This window comes from Paenibacillus timonensis, assembly GCF_022427145.1.
GTDB classification, from domain to species: domain Bacteria; phylum Bacillota; class Bacilli; order Paenibacillales; family Paenibacillaceae; genus Fontibacillus; species Fontibacillus timonensis.
Map to the genome: position 1 here is coordinate 1 of NZ_JAKSXN010000025.1, position 21,008 is coordinate 21,008.

Consider the following 21,008-nt stretch of genomic DNA (forward strand, 5'->3'; position numbering starts at 1 on the left):
AGCAACTGGCATTCAGTAAATTTTGAACTAATCGTTTAATTTACTGTGTATCCCGTCTTATTAATGGCGTCTTTAATCTCATCCAAAGAAACCTTGTTGTCGTCGAACTCAACCGCTTCAGAAATGCAACAGACGGGATTGGAATGGCAAGAAGCTCGGTGAATTTTCGATTATTAAGGCCTTCGTTTCAACAAGGAGTTCAATTCCCCATTTCTTATGTGCTATTCTCAGACCTCCGTCAAAATTGTGATGCCATGTGCAAATTCGGGATCAGATTTAAGAGTGTTAGAAAAAATCGCAAAAACGGTGTAATGTAAGAAAAGAGCCCAATTAATTAATGGGCTCTTCTTTATTATTCTCCGTTACTTGTTTCACGGAATTAATTGTCGAATTCATACTGCACCCTCCTCTTATCTCAAACAATACCCCCCCTCCCCCTATTCTTTTCAATCACATACTCGGGGCGAATATTTAAAATAAACAAGCCATATCATGAAGTATAATATAGGTATAGGGGGTATAATCGTTGAACTTCATCCCATTTATTGCGTTGTTTTTTATTCTATCGGCATGGGTATATTTCTTTATCATGACTTTTCGTGCTCAGTTAAGTAGTATGACAGGCATGATGACAGCGATGGCAGTGGGAATGTCTGTCGGTTTGGGAATGGGTAGCCTCCTGACGGTAATCATATCAGACAACTTTTTCGGAACTACTTTGCTTAGTATGTTAGTAGGCGGCTTTACTGGAACATTGATCGGATGGCCAAAGGGGCTTATGGCAATATTAGACGGATTATTATCCGGAGTCATGGGAGGAATGATGGGGGTAATGCTTTTAGTTATGATACCCCCATCTTCAACCCATACCATGTTGTATATTATATCTTTGTTTACGATCGCAATCCTGTTCCTTGTCTTTATTCTGATACACGGAGAGATCGCCACTGGAGATCTACACAAGAAATCATTCCTTATATCCAACCCCATTTGGATGTTTTCGACGATTTGTTTATTTCTGGCTGCAGACTTATTTATCATGTAATTATGGATCACATTCCAGACGATTTAAAAACCCTAAAACCCGATGGAAACGGGTTTTAGGGTTTTTAATTATGCGGCCATTTTACGGCATGCTTCGGCACATCTAAAACATGTTTCCGCACATTGTTGGCAATGCTCAGGTTCATGCTTTTTGCATTCGTTTCCGCATGCTTCACAAACTTCCGCACAGACTTTACAGATCTGTTTCGCATAAGAGCTGTTCATGGACATCGCTTGTGCAGTGAAAGCGCAAATATCCGTACATTCCCGGTCCAATCGGAAGTTGATTTTATATTCAGAATTTCAATTGTTATGTACATCACATCGTTTCTACAAAGAAAACACACATTTTTCGGTTACAATTTATAGAGAACATATTCTGGGGATGACCAACTGATGGAACATCATCTTAAAAAAGGCGATTTAATCTTGATTGGTTGTATTGTTTCACTAGCCATATTATTAATGGGAGCCAGATGGCTCACAAACGATAGTGACACGACCACGAACCAGGATGATTATGCAACGATTCGAGTAGATAATGAGGTATCCAAGACGGTGAAGCTTACCGATGAACCCCAAATCATCGAAGTGAAAACTGAGATAGGCTATGATATTCTGAAGGTTCATGACAAAGGGATTGAAGTCATCGAATCTGATTGTCCGCAAAAGATTTGCTTTACCTTCGGATTAATATCTAAGCCCAAAGAAGTAATCATCTGTTTACCATTAAGAATGTTAATTGAAGTCAATGGATCAGATCACAGCAATCCCGACAACGAGGTCGATGCTTATGTAAGCTAAGTCGATGCATGACTAGATGAGCGCTTCTTATAAGACAGCTCATCTTTTATTTTGATATTTGGGAAAATGTAATGTGAACCGGGTACCTTGATTGATTTTACTCTCAACATCAATACTGCCGCCGTGTGCTTCTACGATCGCTTTTACGATGGCCAATCCGATTCCCGCACCGCCTGTTCTACGATTCCGAGATTTATCTCCGCGATAGAAGCGTTCAAATATATGCGGCAACTCATCGGATGCAATGCCCGTCCCCGTGTCTGAAATGCTTACATTCACATGATCAGCAGTTTCAATTATACGAATATCGATGGACCCTTCGCTGGTGTATTTATAAGCGTTATTCAACAGGTTCACAAAAACTTGAATCAGCCGTCCAGCGTCACCAGTTATAACAGTAGGTATCTCTTCCTGTATGATTAGATCGATCGGCTTCTCCTTAAACTGAGCCTTGACTGTTTTCTCGGATTCTCTGATCACATCAACCAGCCTAACCGGTTCTTGTTTAAGCTTAAGCATCGGATTCTCGACGGCCGATAAGCTCTCTAAATCCTGAACTAGTTTTACTAACCGGACAACTTGCCCATGGCATATTTCTAATTTGTCGGGCGTCGCCTCCCATACTCCATCTTGAAAAGCTTCAATGTGACTTTGAATCGTTGCAAGCGGAGTACGTAATTCATGGGCGATATCTGCGGTGATATTTTTGCGTAACCGATCTTCTTGCTCCAGTGCATCTGCTAAATGGTTTAAAGCGCGTCCCACCTCTTCGATCTCCGTTTGGTGATGCCCCGATGCAACACGGGAAGACAAATCCCCTTCCTTCATTTGATTGGCGATTTGTTTAATTCGCAATAAAGGTCTACTCAGGCTTTTTGACATATAAATGCTGTAGAACGTTACACCGGCAATGGCTAAAATAAATGCCCCCCAGATCAGGGCGTTAAAGTGGACTAGGAACTGTCGATTCTGTGTTTCGAAACGATTTGAAAGCCCTTCGATTTCGATCCAACCCTTTTTCACATGGTCTATCGTTATGTCTCGTTTAATCACTTTCGTATGATTTTGTAGACTTAAATCAACTTCGGTCCCCATTGAACTTTGCATCATTCTTCCCATGGATTTCGTATCCCATATCAAATGGCCATCAGAATCATAAATCCGAATGCTATAGCTCCTAAGCATGGCTTGGTGGGACACTGACATTAAAGAAACGTTGGACCATCCATCTGAACTTTGATCATAGGAACTCTCCAACTCCATAGCTATCGTATCCGCCTCTGTCTGTTGCTGGTTCTGCGTATACCTTCCGAATGAGAAGGACATGACGACATAAACAATGACCATAATGAGCAGAAGTGAACCAAGGCTTACGCCTAAATGAGAAATTAACAGTCTTTTACGTAGTCCTCCGCTATTCATCGGGAACCCCCTCAAATTTATACCCCACCCCATACACTGTAACAAGGAAGGATGGACTTTTCGGATCTTCACCGATTTTTTGGCGGATATTCTTGATGTGGACATCGATCGTACGTTCCATGCCTTCAAAATCATCGCCTTGAATCAGATTAACCAGTTCAAAACGGGTAAATGCTCTTTTAGGGTGTTTGGCTAAGGTTTCAAGCAATTTGAATTCAATGGGAGTAAGCTGAACGAGTTCACCTTTAACTACTATTTCATGACGTTCGGAATCGATAGACAGACGGTTCCCTCCGAAAGAAATCTTCTTCCCCTGAGTCGTAGCTCTGGCAGACTTCGATCTTCTTAACAAGCTGATCACCCTGGCTATTAGTTCACGCGGACTGAACGGTTTAACAAGGTAGTCATCTGCCCCGATTAATAGACCGTGGACAAGGTCGTCTTCATTGCTTTTTGCAGTTAACATTAAAATGGGGACATCCGATTTCTTCCGGATCGTTTTGCAGACATCCTCACCAGAAAGGTCCGGAAGCATTAAGTCCAAGATAATCAAGTCAGGTTGCAGTTGTTCAAAAAGTCGAAGCGCCCCCTGCCCTGAGTCCGATTCATAAACCAGGTAATCCTGTTTCTCCAGATAGGCTTTAATGACATGGAGAAGGTTTAGCTCATCATCGACAATTAATATTTTTGTCTGTTCCATACGAATCCTTTCAATAAATAAGGCAAGGCCTCACGCAACTCGCGAGGCCTGACTGGTTTTAGTATTAAAAGTTCATCATACTGCTGCCCCGTAGCGTGTTGTTCATCATGCCCGTCGAGGTGTTGCCGCCATGGCAGCTATTATACATCTCTCGGATTTGTTCTTCAGAAAGGTCAGGATGCATTTGTTTAGCATACGGTAACATTTGCTCAAAAGTACTTGGGTTGTTTGCTTTACCGCTATCGTCGGTGCCTTTATCGGTAGTAGCCGCATATGCACCTGCTGTTCCAATTCCCATCACCAAAGCCATCGTTGCAATTCCAATCCATAGTTTTTTCATCAGTATCTCCTCCTTATGACTATAATATAAACGTTAAATATGAAGAACTAATTTATACATTGTGAAGAAGTTATAAAAGCAACAAAAATAAATCATTTTACATAGGGATTGCCTTTGCCGCTTGTTTGCGTTTAAAGATACATCCCCTGATCCATTTCGCGGACAAAAAATTGATTTAAAGGCGTAAATAGTAAGAAGCGCGGTCACCGAGTTCTTCGGTAACCGCGCGCCTAGTTTAATGTTAGTATTAACTTCTTACGAGCACTTGCTATATCCACAGTTGCTGCAAGTTTTGCAGCCCTCGATGTTGATCAGCGAGGCGGAGCCGCAGGACGGGCAGAGGTCACGGGACGTCGCCGGTGCATTGCCGTGGCTGTGGCCGCCATGCGAGCCGTCCGCAGTGCCAGGATCATGCGTGACTTCGTCATGATGCGCGATCGTTGCAGCCACCGGCGCCGGGTCGTGGTCGCCATATGGGCCGTTTTGCACGTGCGTCTCCAGCGCTTTGGCGACGGCGTCCGCGATCGATTCGACGCGGTTCGGACCAAATCCGATGGCACCCGTGCCGCCGATGCCCTTGAGATGCTTGATCAGCAGCTCGACCTTCTCGCCATGGTCGCCGTAACGCAGGAACAGCGAGCAGACGCGGCCAAGCGCTTCCGCCATCGCAAACACGTCGGAGCCGGCTTTCCCCACGTTGAGGAAGATTTCACCCGGAATTCCGTTCAAATCATTGATCGTAATATACGCCATCCCAAACGGCGTGTTGATCTTATACGTTGCGCCATGCAGCACTTGCGGGCGTCTCTTGTATTGTTCGCCGGTTTTCGGGCTGCTTGCTTGAATCGAAGCACTAGCCTGTTGTTCCACTGGAGCCGGTGCTGCCGAAACTTCTGGAGCTGCCGCTTCCTCTTTCTTCTCTTCCTTCTTCTCCGTTTGCAGGACTTGCACGTCACGGCTGCCGTCGCGGTAAATCGTTACGCCTTTGCAGCCGAGGTCAAACGCCAGCTCGTACAGGCGCTTCGTTTCTTCTACCGTAAAGTCGGACGGGCAGTTCGCCGTTTTGGAAATTGAGCTGTCGACCCAACGCTGAATCGCCGCTTGCACGCGGATATGGTCTTCCGCCGACAAATCCATCGCCGTCACGAAGTAATCCGGCAGCGTTTCGCCCGGATGCGCGTCCATCCACTCCTGCGCGATCGGCACGAATTGCTCGTCGAAGCCGAGACGGCTTTGACGGTAATACTTGAAGGCGAAATACGGTTCGATCCCGGTCGAGGTGCCGACCATCGTCCCTGTGCTGCCGGTCGGCGCTTGGGTGATGATCGTGACGTTGCGGACGCCTTTCGTGCGAACCGCTTCGCCCACTTCCGGATACACTTCCGTCATTACTTTCATAAAGCCGCTTTGCAAATATTTGTCCGCTTCGAAGGCCGGGAACGAACCTTTCTCTTCCGCGATGTCCGCGGACGCGAGGTAGGCTTCCTTGGCGATGAAGCCATATAATTTATCGAGGAATTCCAGCGATTCCGGGCTGCCGTAACGGATGTTCAGCTTGATCATCAGCTCGGCCAGGCCCATCGTCCCGAGGCCGACGCGGCGCTCTTTCTTCTGGTTCTTCTCGTTTTCTTCAAAATGATAAGGCGTTTTATTGATGACGTTATCCAGGAAACGGACCGAATAACGCGTCGTTGTCGCGAGATCGTCCCAAGCGACGTCGTGGTTCTCTTCGTCGTAGAACTTGGACAGGTTCATCGCCGACAGGTTGCACACGCCCCAGCCCGGCAAACCTTGCTCGCCGCACGGATTCGTACAGATGATCGGGTTAAAATACCAGCTGTTGGACATTTGGTTGTAGTATTCCATGAACACGACGCCCGGCTCGGCGGATTTCCAGGCTGATTCGATGATCGTGTGCCAGATCTCGCGCGCTTTGACGGTGCGGTAATGGATGACTTTGCGTCCGTCCGCTTTCCATTTGTCGAGGTCGCCGTCCCAGACTTCGTTGTAGTCCTCGTAAGTCGTATCCGGGAACACCAGCTCCCAATCGAGGTCTTTCTTCACGGCTTCCATAAAGCCGTTGCTTACGCATACCGACAGGTTCGCGTTCGTCACTTGGCCCATCGTTTGCTTGACGGTGATGAAGTCCAGCACGTCCGGATGCCAATCGTTGATCATCAGCATCAGCGCGCCGCGACGGCTGCCGCCCTGCTCGATCAAACCGGTGGTATAGCTGAACAAGCCGCCCCAGGATACGGCACCGCTCGAGGAGCCGTTTACGCCTTTCACGACCGCACGGCGCGGACGCAGGGAGCTCAGGTTGATGCCAACGCCGCCGCCGCGAGCCATAATCTCGGTCATCTCCGACAGGGTTTCCATGATGCCGCCGCGGCTGTCTTTCGGCGATGGAATCACGTAGCAGTTAAACAAAGTCAGCTCGTCGCTGGCGCCGGCGCCCGCTGCGATCCGTCCGCCCGGTACGAGCTTCCAATCGTCCAGAATATAGCGGAACTTCTCTTGCCATTCCTTCTGCAGCTCCGGCGTCTCCTCCACGGAAGCCATCGCTTGGGCCAGGCGGTCCCACATTTCTTCAGGGGTTTTCTCGATATTGAGGGTCAGCTTCTCGACGTCCGACTCCACCAGTTCGCCCCGGCGAGTCTTGACCGTCACCGTGCGCCCTTTACGTGCAACGACTTCGCCGACTTCCTTCGTTGGGAATTTCGGATCGTCCTTCGTCAGAACGAGGACGACATCGCCAACTTTGGCGTGGCTAGGATCCGCGTCTTTCCAGGCGTACCGGTCCAAGAAGATTTTTTCGCTTAGCCCCTCAAGGCGCTGTTTCTGCTCAGTTTTCAAAGAAAACACCCTCCTAAAAGTTTGGTTCAAAGATCCATCCCTATATCGGTCATTCGCCCGGATTCCGATAGTCGAAATCAGGCGAAAAAAACGAAAAAAGCGCTGTTTCAAGCCGAAATTCGCCCGCTTGAAAACCGCTGCGCACACCCTATAAACGGTATTATCTTATGTAAGAATCACAATATATTGTGTGCGAATACCATTATACTATACAATATCTCGTTGTCACAGCAGGACAAACTGAAATTTTAGGGTTTTTTCCGAATGCTGCTCGCCCAAACACCCGTTTGCTCCGGTTCTCTCTATTTTTTAGGCCCGAATCTATGAAACCGCCATGTAACCACTTCCAATTCAGGCCGGGTTTGGCGTCTGGTTTTTTCCGCCGGGCCTTTTGTCCAATTCTCCCTTTCGGTAAACCGTTTCGCTATTTCGTTTCAATCTGATTAAAAGGGATAATCCTGCAAAGCGACCAGCAACATAGTTTAAGCTAAAGCTTCCCCTTCCCTCCTCTCAAAAGTTATGAACTCCTCCATTTTCGTCCATACTACACCTACGATGCACCAAAAGGGAGGTTTTACATCATGAATCCTCATCCCCCCGGCCCTTTCCCCAACCCGGCCGCGCCGCCGGACTTGCCAACCCAAGTTCCCGTGGAATTCGACCGGAGCTGGTTCAACGAACTGGAGACCCGACATGAAAAAGGCGGCCCCTGGGACGATTGGAAGCTGTTTAACCTTGCCCTTGAGGCCGAAACCGCTTCGCTTGTCACGAGTTTTGAGGAAATGCAGTGCTTGAAACATCTGCAAAGCGTAACCCCGTTGCCCCACCAAACCGAAACAGCCCGGAAGGTTCTGTTCGAAATGCGTGGACGGGCCATTCTGGCCGATGAGGTGGGCCTGGGCAAAACGATCGAAGCAGGTTTGATTTTAAAGGAATACATCGTTCGCGGATTAGTGAAAAAAGCGTTGATTCTAGTGCCCGCCTCGCTGGTGCTGCAGTGGGTCCGGGAGTTGAACCAAAAGTTCGGCATTCCGGCCGTAGCCCAGAAGAAAGAGCATTCCTGGCACAACGACGTCGTGGTTGCGTCCATGGATACCGCGAAGCGCGACCCGCACAAGAACATTTTGCTTAACAACGAATACGATCTGGTCATCGTGGACGAAGCCCATAAGCTGAAGAACAAGAAAACGACGAATTACCAGTTCATGCTGCAGCTGCGGAAGAAATATTGCCTGCTCCTCACCGCCACCCCGGTGCAAAACGACCTCGGCGAGCTGTTCAACTTGATCACGCTGCTCAAGCCGGGCCAACTAGGCGGGCAAAGCGAATTTGCCGCCAACTTCGTCGTCGACAAACGGCAGCCGAAGAACGAGGATCAGCTCAAAGATGAGCTGGCCAAGGTAATGATCCGCAACCGGCGCGGCGACGGTGAACTGGAGTTCACGAAGCGGATCGTCCGCAACATCGACGTGGAATTATCCCAAGAGGAGAAGAACCTGTACGACGGGGTTACTTCCTTCATTAAAGATCAATATAGCGCCGCCGGCGGCGACCTCAACAGCATGCTGTCGCTCGTCACCCTGCAGCGCGAGGTGTGCAGCAGCCGCGACGCCGTTTTCGTCACCCTCGTCAACTTGTCGAAGAAGCTGGCCCCCGATTCCCCGATCCGCGACCGGATTTGGGATCTGGTCGACCTGATCCGCCAAATCAAAGCCAACAGCAAAGCGGAGAAAGCGATGGAGCTGATCCGCGAAATGAACGATAAGGTGATCGTGTTCACCGAATACCGGGCGACGCAAGAGTATTTGCTGAAGTATTTTCGCGACCGCGGCATGACGGCGGTACCGTATCGGGGCGGGATGAACCGGGGCAAAAAGGACTGGATGATGGACCTGTTCCGCGGCCGGGCCCAGGTGATGATCGCCACCGAAGCGGGCGGCGAAGGGATCAATCTGCAGTTTTGCCATCAGATGATCAACTTCGATCTGCCCTGGAACCCGATGCGGGTGGAGCAGCGGATCGGCCGCGTGCACCGGTTGGGACAAACGAATGACGTCCAAATATATAACCTGTCCACCAAAGGCACGATCGAAGAGCATATCCTCCACCTGCTGCACGAGAAGATCAATATGTTCGAAATGGTCATTGGCCATCTGGACGTGATTTTGGAACGGTTCGAGAAGCAGCACTCGCTGGAAAAAAGCATTTACCAAATCATCCTCGAATCCGGCAGCGACGAAGAAATCGCCAGCCGCGTCGATTCGCTGGGACGCGAGTTCGATACGATTAAATCCGAGCTGGATGCGGAAGCCGAAGAAGGCGATAACGAAGGCGGCCTGCAGCAGCTCTTGGGAGGTTGATCCGCCGTTATGTCCATGACCCATGAACAGATTCGCGAATATGTCTTAACGTATTTGGAAGCGACCGAATGCCAGTTTCTCGAAAAATCGCCCCATCACGTCACGGTGAAGCTCTCCCCCCGCGCAGACCGCGATTTGACGAACCGCCCCTATTATTGGGGGTTCATCGAACGGACCGGGGCGGAGCCGGAAACGATGTCGTTTTCCTTTATTTTTGACCCGGAGGCGCACCAGGCGGCCGAAGAGTCAAAGGCAGCCCGGGATCAGGCGGGCTCGGGTCCGCAACTGCAAATGGAAGCCGCCCAGGAAGACACCTTGCTTGGGCGTTACTTCGGCGCGGTCCGGCCGCTTCCGATGCTCGGTCCCGGGCGGATTCAGCGCGAGGAGCTGGCGTTCGGCAGTCCGCGGCTCAAGCAGATATTCGAAGCGGCGCGAAGAGGCGGCCGATATGTGTACTTGTTCGAGGAGCCGGGGCAACGCCAGCGGATGGCCCTGCTGCCCGCCGCCTACGAGCCATGGCTGGGCGTCTGCTTCAAGGTGGAGTTCTGCTGCGATATGAAACGCGAGGAGCTGCATTACTACGGCGTATCCCTGCTGACGGGGGCGGTCGATGAAACGTTTCAAACCCGGCTGGCGACGAAGCCGCTGGTCCCTCGCCTGCCGGAAAATGTCCATATCGAACCTACCAAGCTATCGCTGGACGCCGGGCGTAAGGCGCTCGAACAGCGGCTTGCCGAACGGATCGCCGCCTATGATGACGCCTGGGCGCAGGAGGCCCGCGAACGACTGAACGACGAGCTGGCGCTGATCGACGCCTATTACAAGGATCTCGTGAAGGATCCCGAACCCGAGCGGGCTCAAAGCGCCAACGAGCAATACGAAGCGAGACGGGAAGAAATCCGCTGGCAGTACGAGCCGAGAATTGTCGTATCCGCCATGGGCTGCGGCATCTTTCATCTGCGTTCGCCGCGGTGACGAGAAATCAGACCTTTTCTCGCTAAAAGACCGCAAAAATAGAAGCCGTTCACGGCAAAACCGCGCGACAGGTTGCAACATCCTTTTTGGACCGGTTCCGGTACAATGGACAAGCCATCGAAATCAAGCGTATCCAGCCTGAACAATTGCTAGGAGGCGATCACATGCCACAACCACGCAACCCCCAAACGAAACGGTCCATGACCTGCAAAATCCTCTTATGCGCAAGCATCTTATATAGCGCATCCGGCGCCGGCCTGCCGCTGGCAGGAAGCCCCGGCGGACTTAGCGCCGCGGCAGCCGAAGCCGCAGGCGGGGGCCCCGGTGCGGCCGCGCTGGCGGCGCTCGGGGCTTCGGCGGAAGCGCCTGCGCCCGAGGCGCTCCGGCGCTTCGCCGCCGAGGCCGTCGGCAAGCTGGCACAAGCCGAGCCGTTTACGGCCTGGGCCGGCGCCGCCACCGCCATCGAGCCGCTGGGGCCGGGCACGCACAGCTGGCTCGTCACCGTGGCCGCCGACGGCAGCGGTCCCGGCGGCGAAGCCGGGACGCCGCAGGGCGCATCGGCCCCGCGCGGCTACCTCATCATCTCCGCGACGGAGAGCGGAGATTACAAGCTGGTCGAATACGGAATGGGCTCCTATTCCGTATTCGACCCGGCGCTGCTCGAGGCCGCGCTCCGCCAGGGCGGCCTCGGCGCAGCCGCCGCGGGACGGGTGACCGCCGTCCCGCTTTACGCCGGCCCGGCATTGGCCGCGTGGATGGTTCGCCCGCCCGAAGGCGGCGATCCCCAGTTCGTCAATGCCGCCGACGGCGAATGGCTGCCCGAAACGACGGGCAGCTGGGACAAGCAGGCGGGCGGCTACGCGCCGCCGCGGCTGGCCGCCGGCAGCCGCGCCCCGTCCTCGCCCGCCCCCATCGTCTATACGTCATCCCGCTTCGATCCCTACGACAACCTGTTATGGATGACGGCCAAGCCATTGGCGCTGAAGCCGGACGCTTTCATCGGCAAGCTGAAAACCAGCCGGCAGCTCGTCTACGCGGCTTCCGGAGCCGAACGCACTTATTCCTTTCCTTTGCCGGTCTACGGCTACCAAACCTGGACGAACGGCAGCCCCTCGGCAGCCGAAGCCGCCGGAACCGAAGCCGTTTACGTCGTCACCGGCACCGATACCGCCATCCGGCTGATCGCGCTGGACGCCTTGATGTCCAGCGGCAAATTCGTCACCTTTTAGCCCCTTCCTCCAAAAGGCGAGTCCCTGGAAGTTCAACTTCCCGGAGCTCGCCTTTGCTGCGTGAACTCTACCGGACCTTTTGGCTGATCGTCCCCGTCCCGCCTGCTGCGCCAGAGGTTAACCTTCCAGGTCTGCGAATCAGTTGGCGCAAGCTGTCCAGGTTGGTCAGCACCGTGCCGGCGATAATCGTGACCCCGCCCAGCACCGTAAACCATCCGGCCGTTTCCCCGTAAAACAACACGCCGATCGTCATCGCAATGAGCGGCGATACGTACAGCCAAGTTGACGGAAATACCGGGTTGGTCTTGGCCACCAGCCAATAAAACAGGCTGTGTCCTACCATCGAACCCACCACGATGAGATAGATCAGCGAGCCTAAGGCGGATGGCTGCAGCAGGTTTCCGACCGTCACCCGTTCGGTGAAGCTCGACAGGATGATTAGCAGCAAGCCTCCGTAAATCATTTGCGCCGCGTTCAGCGCAATCGGCGACACCTCCGCGTAACTCTGGGTGACCCGTTTCGTATAAAGTGCACCCATGGAATATAGCACTTCTCCGGTCAAAATCGCCGCGCAGCCGATGATCCAGCGGGGTCCGTCCTGCACCGAAGTCAGGTTGGGCAGCACGAGCAGCAGGACGCCGGCCAATCCGATGATCATGCCCAGGACGGCTCGTCTCGTCGCTTTTTGCCGCAACACGATCATCTGCATCAGCAGAATCATGAGCGGTCCTGTGGCCGATAATACCGCGGCGATGCCTGAGGTTACGTATTGCTCGGCCCAGTACAGAAAACTAAACGTGCCGAAGGTCAGCAAGGCTCCCGTCACCAGCATCTCCTTGCGCAACAGCAAGGCAAATTCTGCCTTTTTTCTCCAAACCATCCACAGAAACAGGATCGCCCCAGCCGCGAAGAAACGGAGTCCCGCCGAAAAAAACGGAGGCGCCGCATGGTCCACCCCGATTTTTATCGCTAAAAAAGTGGTGCCGAATACGAAACATACGATCAAATAGTTGATCAGAATCATCAAGATCTTCCCCTTTCGCCTATTGAACTGTATCATACAGGAAAGAAGACAGAACAGATTTGCCGAAGCAGAACAGATGCCGCGGCTTATCGCGTAAAATGGATGCGTGATGCAAGGAGGGAAGGCGATGAACCCGATGCCGAAACCGGCCGAGCCCGGGAAGGTTCTCTATACGCAAGTTTATGATTATCTCTTGGACCGGATTCGTCGGGGAGATTGGAAGGCGCACGACAAACTGCCCTCCGTACGTGCGTTAGCCGGGGAACTGCAGCTCCACCGGTTAACCGTATTCCGGGCATACGGGCTGCTGAAGGAACACGGAATCGTTTACGTGAAGGAAAAGTCGGGTTATTACGTTTCCGAGGGCAAGCCGCATGATGAACCTGCCGGACCCGAGGAGGCAAGAACTGCGTTTTCCATTCTGCCCGCTGCTGGAGCGGGCGAAAATGCGCGGGCCGCAACCCGGCGCGGGTCCGGACGTCTGCAGAATGCCCTGAGCGAGATCCACCGCATCCCGGTCCTCTACTCGTTCTCCCAGGCGCTCATCGATCCGAACCTGCTGCCGAACCTGTTCCTGTCGGATCACGTGAAGCAAGTGTTCGACCGCTATCCCAAGCTGCTTGGCACTTATTCCTCCGTTCAGGGAGACGAGGAGCTGCGGGAACTCCTCTGCGCGGACTTGCAGCGTAAAGATAAGCTTCAGGTCTCCTCCGACGAACTGCTGATCACGACCGGCGGCCAGCAAGCAATCGACCTGCTGGCCGGCGTTTTTCTTCGTCCCATGGATTACGTGTTGGTGGAACGCCCAACCTATAGCTCGGCGCTTGACTGTTTCCGTCAGCGGGGCGCTCGTCTCATGCCCGTGGAGATTCGCAAGGACGGTTATGATCTGGACCTTGTCGAGGCTTATATGAAACGCCATAAACCCCGGATGTTTTATACGAACCCGACCTTTCACAATCCGACGGGATATACCGTACCGGCCACTCAACGCAAGCAGCTGGTTGAGTTGGCGGAACGCTACGGGTGCCTGATCGTCGAGGACGACACGGTTCATGACGTCTACTTTGACGAGCCGCCGCCCCCGCCGATCTATTCCTACGATACGGAAGGTTGGGTCGTATACCTGCGCAGCTTCAGCAAGTATTTGGCCCCCGGACTGCGCATTTGCGCCGTTGCCGCGCGTTCGGCCGTGATGGCCCCGCTGTTGACCGCGAAATCGCTCGCCGACAACGGTACGCCGCTCGTCAACCAGAAGCTGTTCCAGCACTGCTTCGAATCGGTACGACTGCAGCTGCACCTGGAGAAGCTCCGAACGGCGCTGCAAATTCGCCGGGACGTGATGGAACGAGCGCTCGCCGCCGGCACCGGCTGGCAGTGTTACCGTCCGCAAGGCGGTTTGAATCTGTGGGTCCGCCTCCCTGACGGACTTCACGACGATCGGCTGATGACCGAAAGCGTCCGGCGCGGATTGACGTTCGTCCCCGGAACGATTTGCGATCCCCTGGGAGAAATGAACGGTTGGATCCGGCTCAGCTATTCGTTCATGAATGAAGCGCGGATTCGCGAAGGCGTTCACCTGCTGGTTCGATTAGCCGAGGAGCTGGCGCATAGCGAATGAGCATGCGATGAATCAGATAGCCCGATCTCCCGGGTCAACCTAAAAACAGCCGCCTTCTCCCTTGCGGGACGGAAGACGGCTGTTTTCGCTTGATGGGCTCGGCCTAATCATACCTCGCGGGAGCGGGAGGCATGCTCTTTCCTCCGGGCTTCCTTCTTCTTCGGCTTGGGAAGTTGCCCGGCCCACAGGGAGATGGAGAACGGGATCATGCCGAACCAGCGCCGGGTCCACGGTTCCTTCACTTTGGACCGCTCGCGGCGGACCTCCCGGGGCGTTTCCACGTAATCTACCACCCGTTCCGTGATGTATTTGACCAATTCGTCGCCTTTGGCCATGGGAGAAAAGCTCCTTTCCAGCTTTGTCGTTCTTCGTTAACCCTAGTTTGCGCCGATTCCCTTCTCCTTAAACCCGTGATCCGCCAAGCCTCCATCCGCTTCCCGAAGATGCATGATTTCACTGCCGCAGGTTCACTCTATAGAGGAAGAACCCCCTGAAAGGTGAGACATATGGGAAAGATGATACGATGCCTGCTGGCGCTAATCCTGATGGTCCCCATTGTTCTGGGAATCGGGATCGCCCCGGCTGCGGCTGAGGATGGCAAAGACCTTAGGCATGCCTTCCCCGAGCCGGTGATCCTGATCGACGCCGGTCATGGCGGGATCGACGGTGGAACGTCTTATGAACAGATTCTTGAGAAGGACATCAATCTCGAAATCGGGCGGCGGCTCTACGTCGTCCTGCGAAGCCACGGCTACCGCGCGATTCTGAATCGTACAGGTGATTATGCCTTAAGCGACGACAACCGTTGGCTTCGAAGCCGCTCGCGGCACCTTCGGGATTTGGCGCAGCGCAAGGAACTCAGCGAACAACTGCCCGCTTCGATCGTCGTCAGCCTGCATGTGAACTGGGGACGGAATTCCTCGAAACGCGGGCCGCTCGTGCTCCATCAGAATGAAGGACGGAGCGTGGTGCTGGCGGACTCGATCCAACGATCGCTGGAAAGGTTCTATCAGTTGGAAGCATCTCGAATTCCAGAACACGGCAAGCCGTTTTATTTACTGAACCATATCGACTGTCCGGCCGTGATCGTGGAAACGGGCTTTCTCAGCAACGCGGAAGACCGCGTCGTTCTCACGAACAGGCGCGGTCAACAGAGGATTGCCGAAGCGTTGTATCGCGGCATCGCCGAATACTTTACGGTAATGTAAACCCCGGTCCCGGCTGAATGCCGGGACTGATTTGTTCCCGCGCCAAATCGCTGATCCCGATGAAGTTCACGCCTTCGGCTTGCAGGATCGGGATGTTTTTTTTCAAGGCCGCCGCCGTTGTCTTGCCTTGCACGCCCACATGCCCAATGGTGACGCAGCTGCCGCGTTTGTTTTTCTTCAATAATTCAAGGACCTGCCGCAGTTGCCCGGTCACATGTTCCTCGCTGCCCACATCGTCCAGAAAGATGTCGTTTTCCAGCCGGGGCAACCCCTTCTCCTCGCTTAAGCGCGGAATGACGGACCAATAATTGGTTTTGCTGTCCACGAAAAATAACCCCCGCTCGCGGCACACTTCCAAAATCACCGACATCACGCGCTCGTCCCCGGTCACCTTCGAGCCCATATGGTTGTTCATCCCTACGGCGTAAGGCACTTGATCGACCGCAGCTTCCACCTTCCGTCGGATCTCCTCGTCCGTCATGCTGGAGAGAATCGCCCCGGGTCCCAGCCACTCCGGCCTGCCTTGCTTCGGCTCCATCGGCAATGAACGATCACGTCGTGCCCGCGCTCATGCGCCTGCCGCGCATCTTCCTGCGTCGTTTCCAAAAAAGGCATGACCGCAACGGTCAATTTGACCGGCAGGTTCAACACTTCGTCCGTCCCGCCCATCCGGTTACCCAGATCGTCGATAATCACCGCGAGCTTACGGGAAGGCAGTGGTTGTTTGTCGTCCGCCGTTGCTTCGGTCTTCTGCCTTCCTGTTCCTTCCGGACCTGTGGCCTCTTCCGGTGCGACAGGCGGCGCAGCTCGCCCGCTGACTGGCGTTGTCAGCATCAGCGCCGTCAGACAAGTGGCGGCTAGTACCGTCAACCATCGAACCGGGTTCTTGATTAATGACAATATGGCTCCCTCCTTCACTCCGCACCACCCAGAGTTTAGATCAAACTTCCGCGAAATGCGCGCCGCCGCGTCAGGCATGTCCACACCAGATCGGCAGCAAATAGCAATAACAAGGCTGGACCCGCTACGGGCCATACTGAGGAAATGCTAAGATACGCCTGTTCCGCCAAAGGGTGGACCCCTTTCAGCATCAAAGCCGACAAGACGCCCCAATACAAGGAGAACCGCAGGCAAACATGGCCGCCTAACTGAAAGCGAAGGCCCGAATAATCCCACCATCTGCGCCCAAACATCGTCAACAGCAAGTAGCCGCTGATCCCTTCGACAACGGTCGGGATGATCAGGCAAAGCAAAGCCGCCAGCAGCGGCTGAACTCCTTCTCCTTCAGGTACAAGTACCAGCAAGAGCAGCGGGGCTACGCCGTACATCGGCTTAAACGGGCCTTTCAAGAAGCCCTCCTTCCAGAACACCCCTTGCGTGAACAGGCTATACACATTTTCGAGCAGCCAGCCAAAAAGCGAATACAGCAGAAAATAAAAACCGATTTCTCCCGCCGTCATGAACACCAGCCTCCTTTCAGCTAGTATGACTGTCCCCGTAGGGAAACATGCGCAGAAGGCCCCTTCCTTTGGCATACAAAAAAAGACCCCTGTGCGGGAAGCCTATTGATCAAGCTTCCTAAACAGGGATCTGATGGAACCGTTACATGCCCAGCACCGGGTGCGGTACATAGGGTTCCTCGAGCCGGGCGATTTCCTCCGGCGTTAAACGGAGCGATACCGCGGCAACGGCATCTTCCAGATGATGCGGTTTGGTTGTGCCGACGATCGGCGCCGTCACCGGAGATTTTTGCAGTACCCAAGCCAAGGCAACCTGGGCGCGCGGCACGCCGCGATGAGCCGCGACCTCGGCGACGCGCTCGACGACCTTACGGTCGGCCTCCGCCGTCGTCGCGTACAAACGTTGGCCGAACAGGTCGCTTTGCGAACGTTCGCTTTGTTCGTCCCAATCGCGGGTCAAGCGGCCGCGAGCCAGCGGGCTCCACGGAATAACCCCGATGTTTTCCGCTTCGCACAGCGGCAGCATCTCGCGTTCTTCCTCCCGGTACAGCAGGTTCAGGTAGTTTTGCATCGAGACAAATCTAGTCCACCCGTGCCGCTCTGCCGTATGAAGCGCTTTGAGAAATTGCCAGGCATACATCGAGGAAGCCCCGATATAACGGGCCTTGCCGGCCTTGACGACATCATGGAGCGCCTCCATCGTTTCTTCGATCGACGTCGTGGGATCCCAGCGGTGAATCTGATACAGATCGACGTAATCCGTCCCCAGACGCTTAAGGCTATGGTCGATTTCCGTCAGGATCGCTTTGCGGGACAAACCACCGCCGTTCGGACCGGGACGCATCCGCCCGTGGACCTTGGTGGCGATCACGATCTCGTCGCGATTGGCGAACGCTTTAAGTGCCCGCCCCACGATTTCTTCGCTGGTCCCGTCGGAGTACACGTTGGCCGTGTCAATAAAATTAATGCCAAGCTCGAGTGCCTTGCGGATAAACGGACGGCTTTCGTCCTCGTTCAGCGACCAAGGATGCGCCCCGCGGTCCGGTTCGCCATAGCTCATGCAGCCCAGGCAGATGCGCGATACCTCAAGCCCGGTTCGTCCCAGCTTCACATATTCCATGCTTCATGCCCCTTCCGCTCGCATATTGAATTTCCTTTTCTGCCCTTTCATTATAACGCAACCGGCATCTGCACCTAAATCTCCTTTAAAGTACGAACGCGCTCTTGAATCAGCGCAATGAATTCCCGGGCGGCCGCGCCAAGGTATTTATCCTTCAGGTGAACGATCCCAACCTCCCGGGTCAAAGCGGGATTCCGCAACGGGAGGAGGCACAAATCCCGCAATTCGTACATATCCAGCAGCGTCTTGGACAGGATCGTCACGCCTGCGCCGGAGCGGATCAGCCGCAGCAAGGAGTCGATAGTGGTCGTTTCGATTTGGGGCTGCAACGTAAACCCCTTGACTGCGCAAGCCGCATCGACCAGTTGGCGGCAGCGATGCGTCGGAGGAAACATAACCACTGCTTCTTCGGCGATGCGTTCGAAATCGAAGGAGGTTTGCCCGGCCAGAGGATGGGCCGCTGGTGCGACGAAATAGAAATCCTCCTTGTACAGGGGGATGGCAGCGAATCGCTCGTCCTCCTCCTGCGGCAGGATCGTCACCGCAAAATCGACCTCCTCCGACACCAGGTACTCGATTACGTCTTCGACCCCGAGCAATTTGAGCTGCAAGCGGGGATAACGCGGATAGAATTCGCCAAGAAGCCCGGATACGAGTTCGTTTAATTCCCCGATCAACGTGGCCACTGCCAACTCGCCGCGTTCCAGATGATGCAGCTCGGAAATTTCCTCACGAACCCCGGCCAATGAGTTGAAAATGGCGGCGCTATATTTTTGCAAAATATGACCTGCCGGTGTCATCGTAATTTTTTTGCCGATCCGATTGAACAACGGGACCCTTAACTCGTCCTCCAATAGCTTGATTTGATAACTGAGGGTCGGCTGCGAGATATTCAAGCGTTCGGCCGCTTTCGTAAAATGCAGCTCCTGGCAAACCGCTTTGAAGCATTCCAGTTGCCTTAGTTCCATTCGTACTTCATCCTCCCCGGATCACGGATATCGATTTAAACTATCTATCATTATCATCGAAACAATCATATTGATCAATGATAATGTCGAACGGTACAATGAGCCTGAAATGAATAGAACCCGATCATTGAGGAGGAACCATGATGCCGAATTGGATTGCCGAAATCAAAATCCCCGATAGCAAGCTCGCTTTGGAAGCCGCCGAATTGCTGCGCGAATACGGAGACGAACTGCTGTGGAACCACTCGAACCGCGTATTTTTATTTGCCGCCATACAGGGGAACCAAGCGAACGTGAACTATGACGCCGAATTGCTATACATCAGCGCCTTGTTCCACGATTTGGGCCTCACCCCGCAGTACAGCAGTCCGGACAAACGTTTTGAAGTGGACGGCGCCGACGCAGCCCGCGAATTTCTGAGAAGCCGCGGCGTCCCGCAGGAATCCATCCGGTTAGTGTGGGATGCGATCGCGTTGCATACCACCCTCGGCGTCGCCGAATACAAAGAATCCGAAGTCGCCTTGCTCTACTCCGGGGTTGGTTATGACGTGATGGGCGAGAATTTCGAACGGATTTCGGAAGAGGTCCGCCAAGAGATCGTAGCCGCCTTTCCCCGCAACGATTTCAAGAACCGCATCATCCCTGCGTTTTTTGAGGGCTTTAAGCACAAAACGGATACCACCTTCGGGAATATCAAAGCCGACGTGTGCGCCGCCATGATTCCCGGTTTCCAACGGAAGAACTTTTGCGACTGCATCCATCACTCCCCTTGGAGGGAATGAATCGCAATTTGTGGTGGCTTATACCGTTGAACGTTCGATGAAAAGGAGGGGAATCTCCAGATGGGACCGGGTATCCGCGGTGGCTTGGCGGAACAACTGCCGGCCGATCTCCGCCAGCGGAATCTCGAACGTCGTCATATTAAGCATCTTGGCGATAGGTTGGTTATCGAACCCGACGAGGGCCAGCTCGTCCGGCACCCGGATACCTCGCTCCGTACAATAAGCCAGAATGCCTGCGGCAACCTGATCACTGGTCACCAGCAACGCGGTCGGCGGATCCTCCATCCGCCCGATCCGCTCCATGATCCATTCCCCGTCTTCCAGCAGGGCGCAGTCATAAAAGACGTAATCCGGGCGGTACGCCTGATGTTTGCCGGCAAGGAAATCCCGGTAGGCAGCGGTTCGCCTCAGGCTGTTCGGGCTGGATTTGCGAGCCAGGCAATACCCGATCTTCCGATGTCCTTTGCTCCACAAATAGGTTAACGCCCGGGTAAAACTGCCGTAATGGTCGAAAAAGATGGACGACACGTTCCGGCCCCGGCCATCCTCCAGCACCGTAATCGGCCCGTACTTCGCATATTCCTCGACAACCTCCCATTCGCAGGCCCGGGATCCGATGATCAGCCCGTCGATCTGCTTCAGCTTCAGCATCATCAACGCATCCAACTCCCGGTCAACCTCGTAATCGGTCTGGATGAACACCAGCTTGTAGTTGTCCTTCATCGCCTCATCCGCAATTCCGTCTACCAGCATGCCGTAGTACGGACGACGAATGGAAGGAACGACGACGCCGATCAGATTCGTTTTGCCCCGGCTAAGATGGACGGCGTTAATATTCCGCTCGTAATTTGCCGCCTCCATGGCTCGCTTCACCGCTTCTCTTTTGTCCGGGCTGACGTAAGGGTGGTCGTTAATCACTCTGGAAACGGTTGATACCGATACTCTTGCCCGTTTAGCTATCTCCTTGATATTGGCCATGCCATCCGGTCTCCTCCTCCAATTGATGTGCGATTCGGCTTCTTGAATACCACTTTACCGTATATGGGGCAATTGCAAAAGAAGGGGTTGACCTGAAATGCGTTTCATCCCTTAAAG

At 53.8% G+C, this 21,008-nt stretch carries 18 protein-coding genes and 2 pseudogenes; 8 read left to right on the top strand and 12 right to left on the bottom strand.

Annotation, left to right across the window (positions count from 1 at the left end; genetic code table 11):
* Positions 1-526 precede the first annotated feature (526 nt).
* Positions 527-1,045, top strand: a complete 519-nt coding sequence (locus MJ257_RS11505) for a hypothetical protein (protein ID WP_240269373.1) — start codon at positions 527-529, stop codon at positions 1,043-1,045.
* 68 nt (positions 1,046-1,113) lie between these two features.
* Here the strand turns inward: MJ257_RS11505 and MJ257_RS11510 are convergent.
* Positions 1,114-1,323 (bottom strand): annotated as a pseudogene (locus tag MJ257_RS11510) (four-helix bundle copper-binding protein); the annotation flags it as partial.
* A gap of 117 nt (positions 1,324-1,440) precedes the next feature.
* On the opposite strand from MJ257_RS11510, the gene MJ257_RS11515 reads away from it, so the two are divergent.
* Entirely contained in the window at positions 1,441-1,848 is a 408-nt protein-coding gene (locus MJ257_RS11515; RefSeq protein ID WP_240269374.1) for a NusG domain II-containing protein, read from the top strand.
* A gap of 39 nt (positions 1,849-1,887) precedes the next feature.
* Here the strand turns inward: MJ257_RS11515 and MJ257_RS11520 are convergent, their stop codons facing one another.
* The 4 genes from MJ257_RS11520 to MJ257_RS11535 all read right to left on the bottom strand — a co-directional run bounded on the left by MJ257_RS11520 (position 1,888) and on the right by MJ257_RS11535 (position 7,166).
* Positions 1,888-3,270 carry a sensor histidine kinase gene (locus MJ257_RS11520; RefSeq protein WP_240269375.1) on the bottom strand — a complete coding sequence of 461 codons (1,383 nt, stop codon included), beginning with the start codon at positions 3,268-3,270 and terminating at the stop codon, positions 1,888-1,890.
* Complete coding sequence (locus MJ257_RS11525; RefSeq protein WP_240269376.1) at positions 3,263-3,970, bottom strand: response regulator transcription factor; 708 nt, start codon at positions 3,968-3,970, stop codon at positions 3,263-3,265. The genes MJ257_RS11520 and MJ257_RS11525 overlap by 8 nt, the downstream gene beginning before the upstream one ends.
* A 64-nt stretch (positions 3,971-4,034) precedes the next feature.
* Entirely contained in the window at positions 4,035-4,310 is a 276-nt protein-coding gene (locus MJ257_RS11530; RefSeq protein WP_240269377.1) for an FAD/FMN-containing dehydrogenase, read from the bottom strand.
* A gap of 255 nt (positions 4,311-4,565) precedes the next feature.
* Positions 4,566-7,166: an adenosylcobalamin-dependent ribonucleoside-diphosphate reductase gene (locus MJ257_RS11535; RefSeq protein ID WP_240269378.1), complete on the bottom strand. Its 2,601-nt coding sequence runs from the start codon at positions 7,164-7,166 to the stop codon at positions 4,566-4,568.
* 581 nt (positions 7,167-7,747) lie between these two features.
* Between MJ257_RS11535 and MJ257_RS11540 the strand changes: the two genes are divergently transcribed.
* The 3 genes from MJ257_RS11540 to MJ257_RS11550 all read left to right on the top strand — a co-directional run bounded on the left by MJ257_RS11540 (position 7,748) and on the right by MJ257_RS11550 (position 11,730).
* Complete coding sequence (locus tag MJ257_RS11540; RefSeq protein WP_240269379.1) at positions 7,748-9,526, top strand: DEAD/DEAH box helicase; 1,779 nt, start codon at positions 7,748-7,750, stop codon at positions 9,524-9,526.
* A 9-nt stretch (positions 9,527-9,535) separates the two neighbouring features.
* A complete protein-coding gene (locus tag MJ257_RS11545) occupies positions 9,536-10,501 on the top strand; it encodes a YqhG family protein (RefSeq protein ID WP_240269380.1) in 966 nt (321 codons plus the stop codon).
* Between the two features lie 164 nt (positions 10,502-10,665).
* Positions 10,666-11,730, top strand: a complete 1,065-nt coding sequence (locus MJ257_RS11550; RefSeq protein ID WP_240269381.1) for a hypothetical protein — start codon at positions 10,666-10,668, stop codon at positions 11,728-11,730.
* Positions 11,731-11,797: 67 nt separating this feature from the next.
* On the opposite strand, the gene MJ257_RS11555 is transcribed toward MJ257_RS11550, so the two are convergent.
* Positions 11,798-12,754, bottom strand: a complete 957-nt coding sequence (locus tag MJ257_RS11555) for a DMT family transporter (RefSeq protein WP_240269382.1) — start codon at positions 12,752-12,754, stop codon at positions 11,798-11,800.
* Positions 12,755-12,881: 127 nt separating this feature from the next.
* On the opposite strand from MJ257_RS11555, the gene MJ257_RS11560 reads away from it, so the two are divergent.
* Positions 12,882-14,375, top strand: coding sequence for an aminotransferase-like domain-containing protein (locus MJ257_RS11560; protein WP_240269383.1), 1,494 nt, complete (start codon positions 12,882-12,884; stop codon positions 14,373-14,375).
* Between the two features lie 107 nt (positions 14,376-14,482).
* On the opposite strand, the gene MJ257_RS11565 is transcribed toward MJ257_RS11560, so the two are convergent.
* Positions 14,483-14,710 (bottom strand): YqzE family protein, encoded by a 228-nt coding sequence (locus tag MJ257_RS11565; RefSeq protein ID WP_240269384.1) that lies wholly within the window; start codon positions 14,708-14,710, stop codon positions 14,483-14,485.
* A 171-nt stretch (positions 14,711-14,881) separates the two neighbouring features.
* Between MJ257_RS11565 and MJ257_RS11570 the strand changes: the two genes are divergently transcribed.
* Positions 14,882-15,583 (top strand): N-acetylmuramoyl-L-alanine amidase family protein, encoded by a 702-nt coding sequence (locus MJ257_RS11570; protein ID WP_240269385.1) that lies wholly within the window; start codon positions 14,882-14,884, stop codon positions 15,581-15,583.
* On the opposite strand, the pseudogene MJ257_RS11575 reads toward MJ257_RS11570, so the two are convergent.
* The 4 genes and pseudogenes from MJ257_RS11575 to MJ257_RS11590 form a co-directional block, all read right to left on the bottom strand.
* A pseudogene (locus tag MJ257_RS11575) lies at positions 15,570-16,417 on the bottom strand (divergent polysaccharide deacetylase family protein). The gene MJ257_RS11570 and the pseudogene MJ257_RS11575 overlap by 14 nt on opposite strands.
* 101 nt (positions 16,418-16,518) lie before the next feature.
* The gene (locus MJ257_RS11580; RefSeq protein WP_240269386.1) at positions 16,519-17,043 is read right to left on the bottom strand and encodes a putative ABC transporter permease; all 525 of its coding nucleotides are present in this window, start codon (positions 17,041-17,043) and stop codon (positions 16,519-16,521) included.
* A gap of 142 nt (positions 17,044-17,185) precedes the next feature.
* Complete coding sequence (locus MJ257_RS11585) at positions 17,186-18,163, bottom strand: aldo/keto reductase (protein WP_240269387.1); 978 nt, start codon at positions 18,161-18,163, stop codon at positions 17,186-17,188.
* A gap of 74 nt (positions 18,164-18,237) precedes the next feature.
* A complete protein-coding gene (locus tag MJ257_RS11590; RefSeq protein ID WP_240269388.1) occupies positions 18,238-19,131 on the bottom strand; it encodes a LysR family transcriptional regulator in 894 nt (297 codons plus the stop codon).
* A gap of 143 nt (positions 19,132-19,274) precedes the next feature.
* Between MJ257_RS11590 and MJ257_RS11595 the strand changes: the two genes are divergently transcribed.
* Positions 19,275-19,913 carry an HD domain-containing protein gene (locus tag MJ257_RS11595; RefSeq protein ID WP_240269389.1) on the top strand — a complete coding sequence of 213 codons (639 nt, stop codon included), beginning with the start codon at positions 19,275-19,277 and terminating at the stop codon, positions 19,911-19,913.
* 18 nt (positions 19,914-19,931) lie between these two features.
* Here the strand turns inward: MJ257_RS11595 and MJ257_RS11600 are convergent, their stop codons facing one another.
* Entirely contained in the window at positions 19,932-20,891 is a 960-nt protein-coding gene (locus MJ257_RS11600; protein WP_240269390.1) for a LacI family DNA-binding transcriptional regulator, read from the bottom strand.
* Positions 20,892-21,008 lie beyond the last annotated feature (117 nt).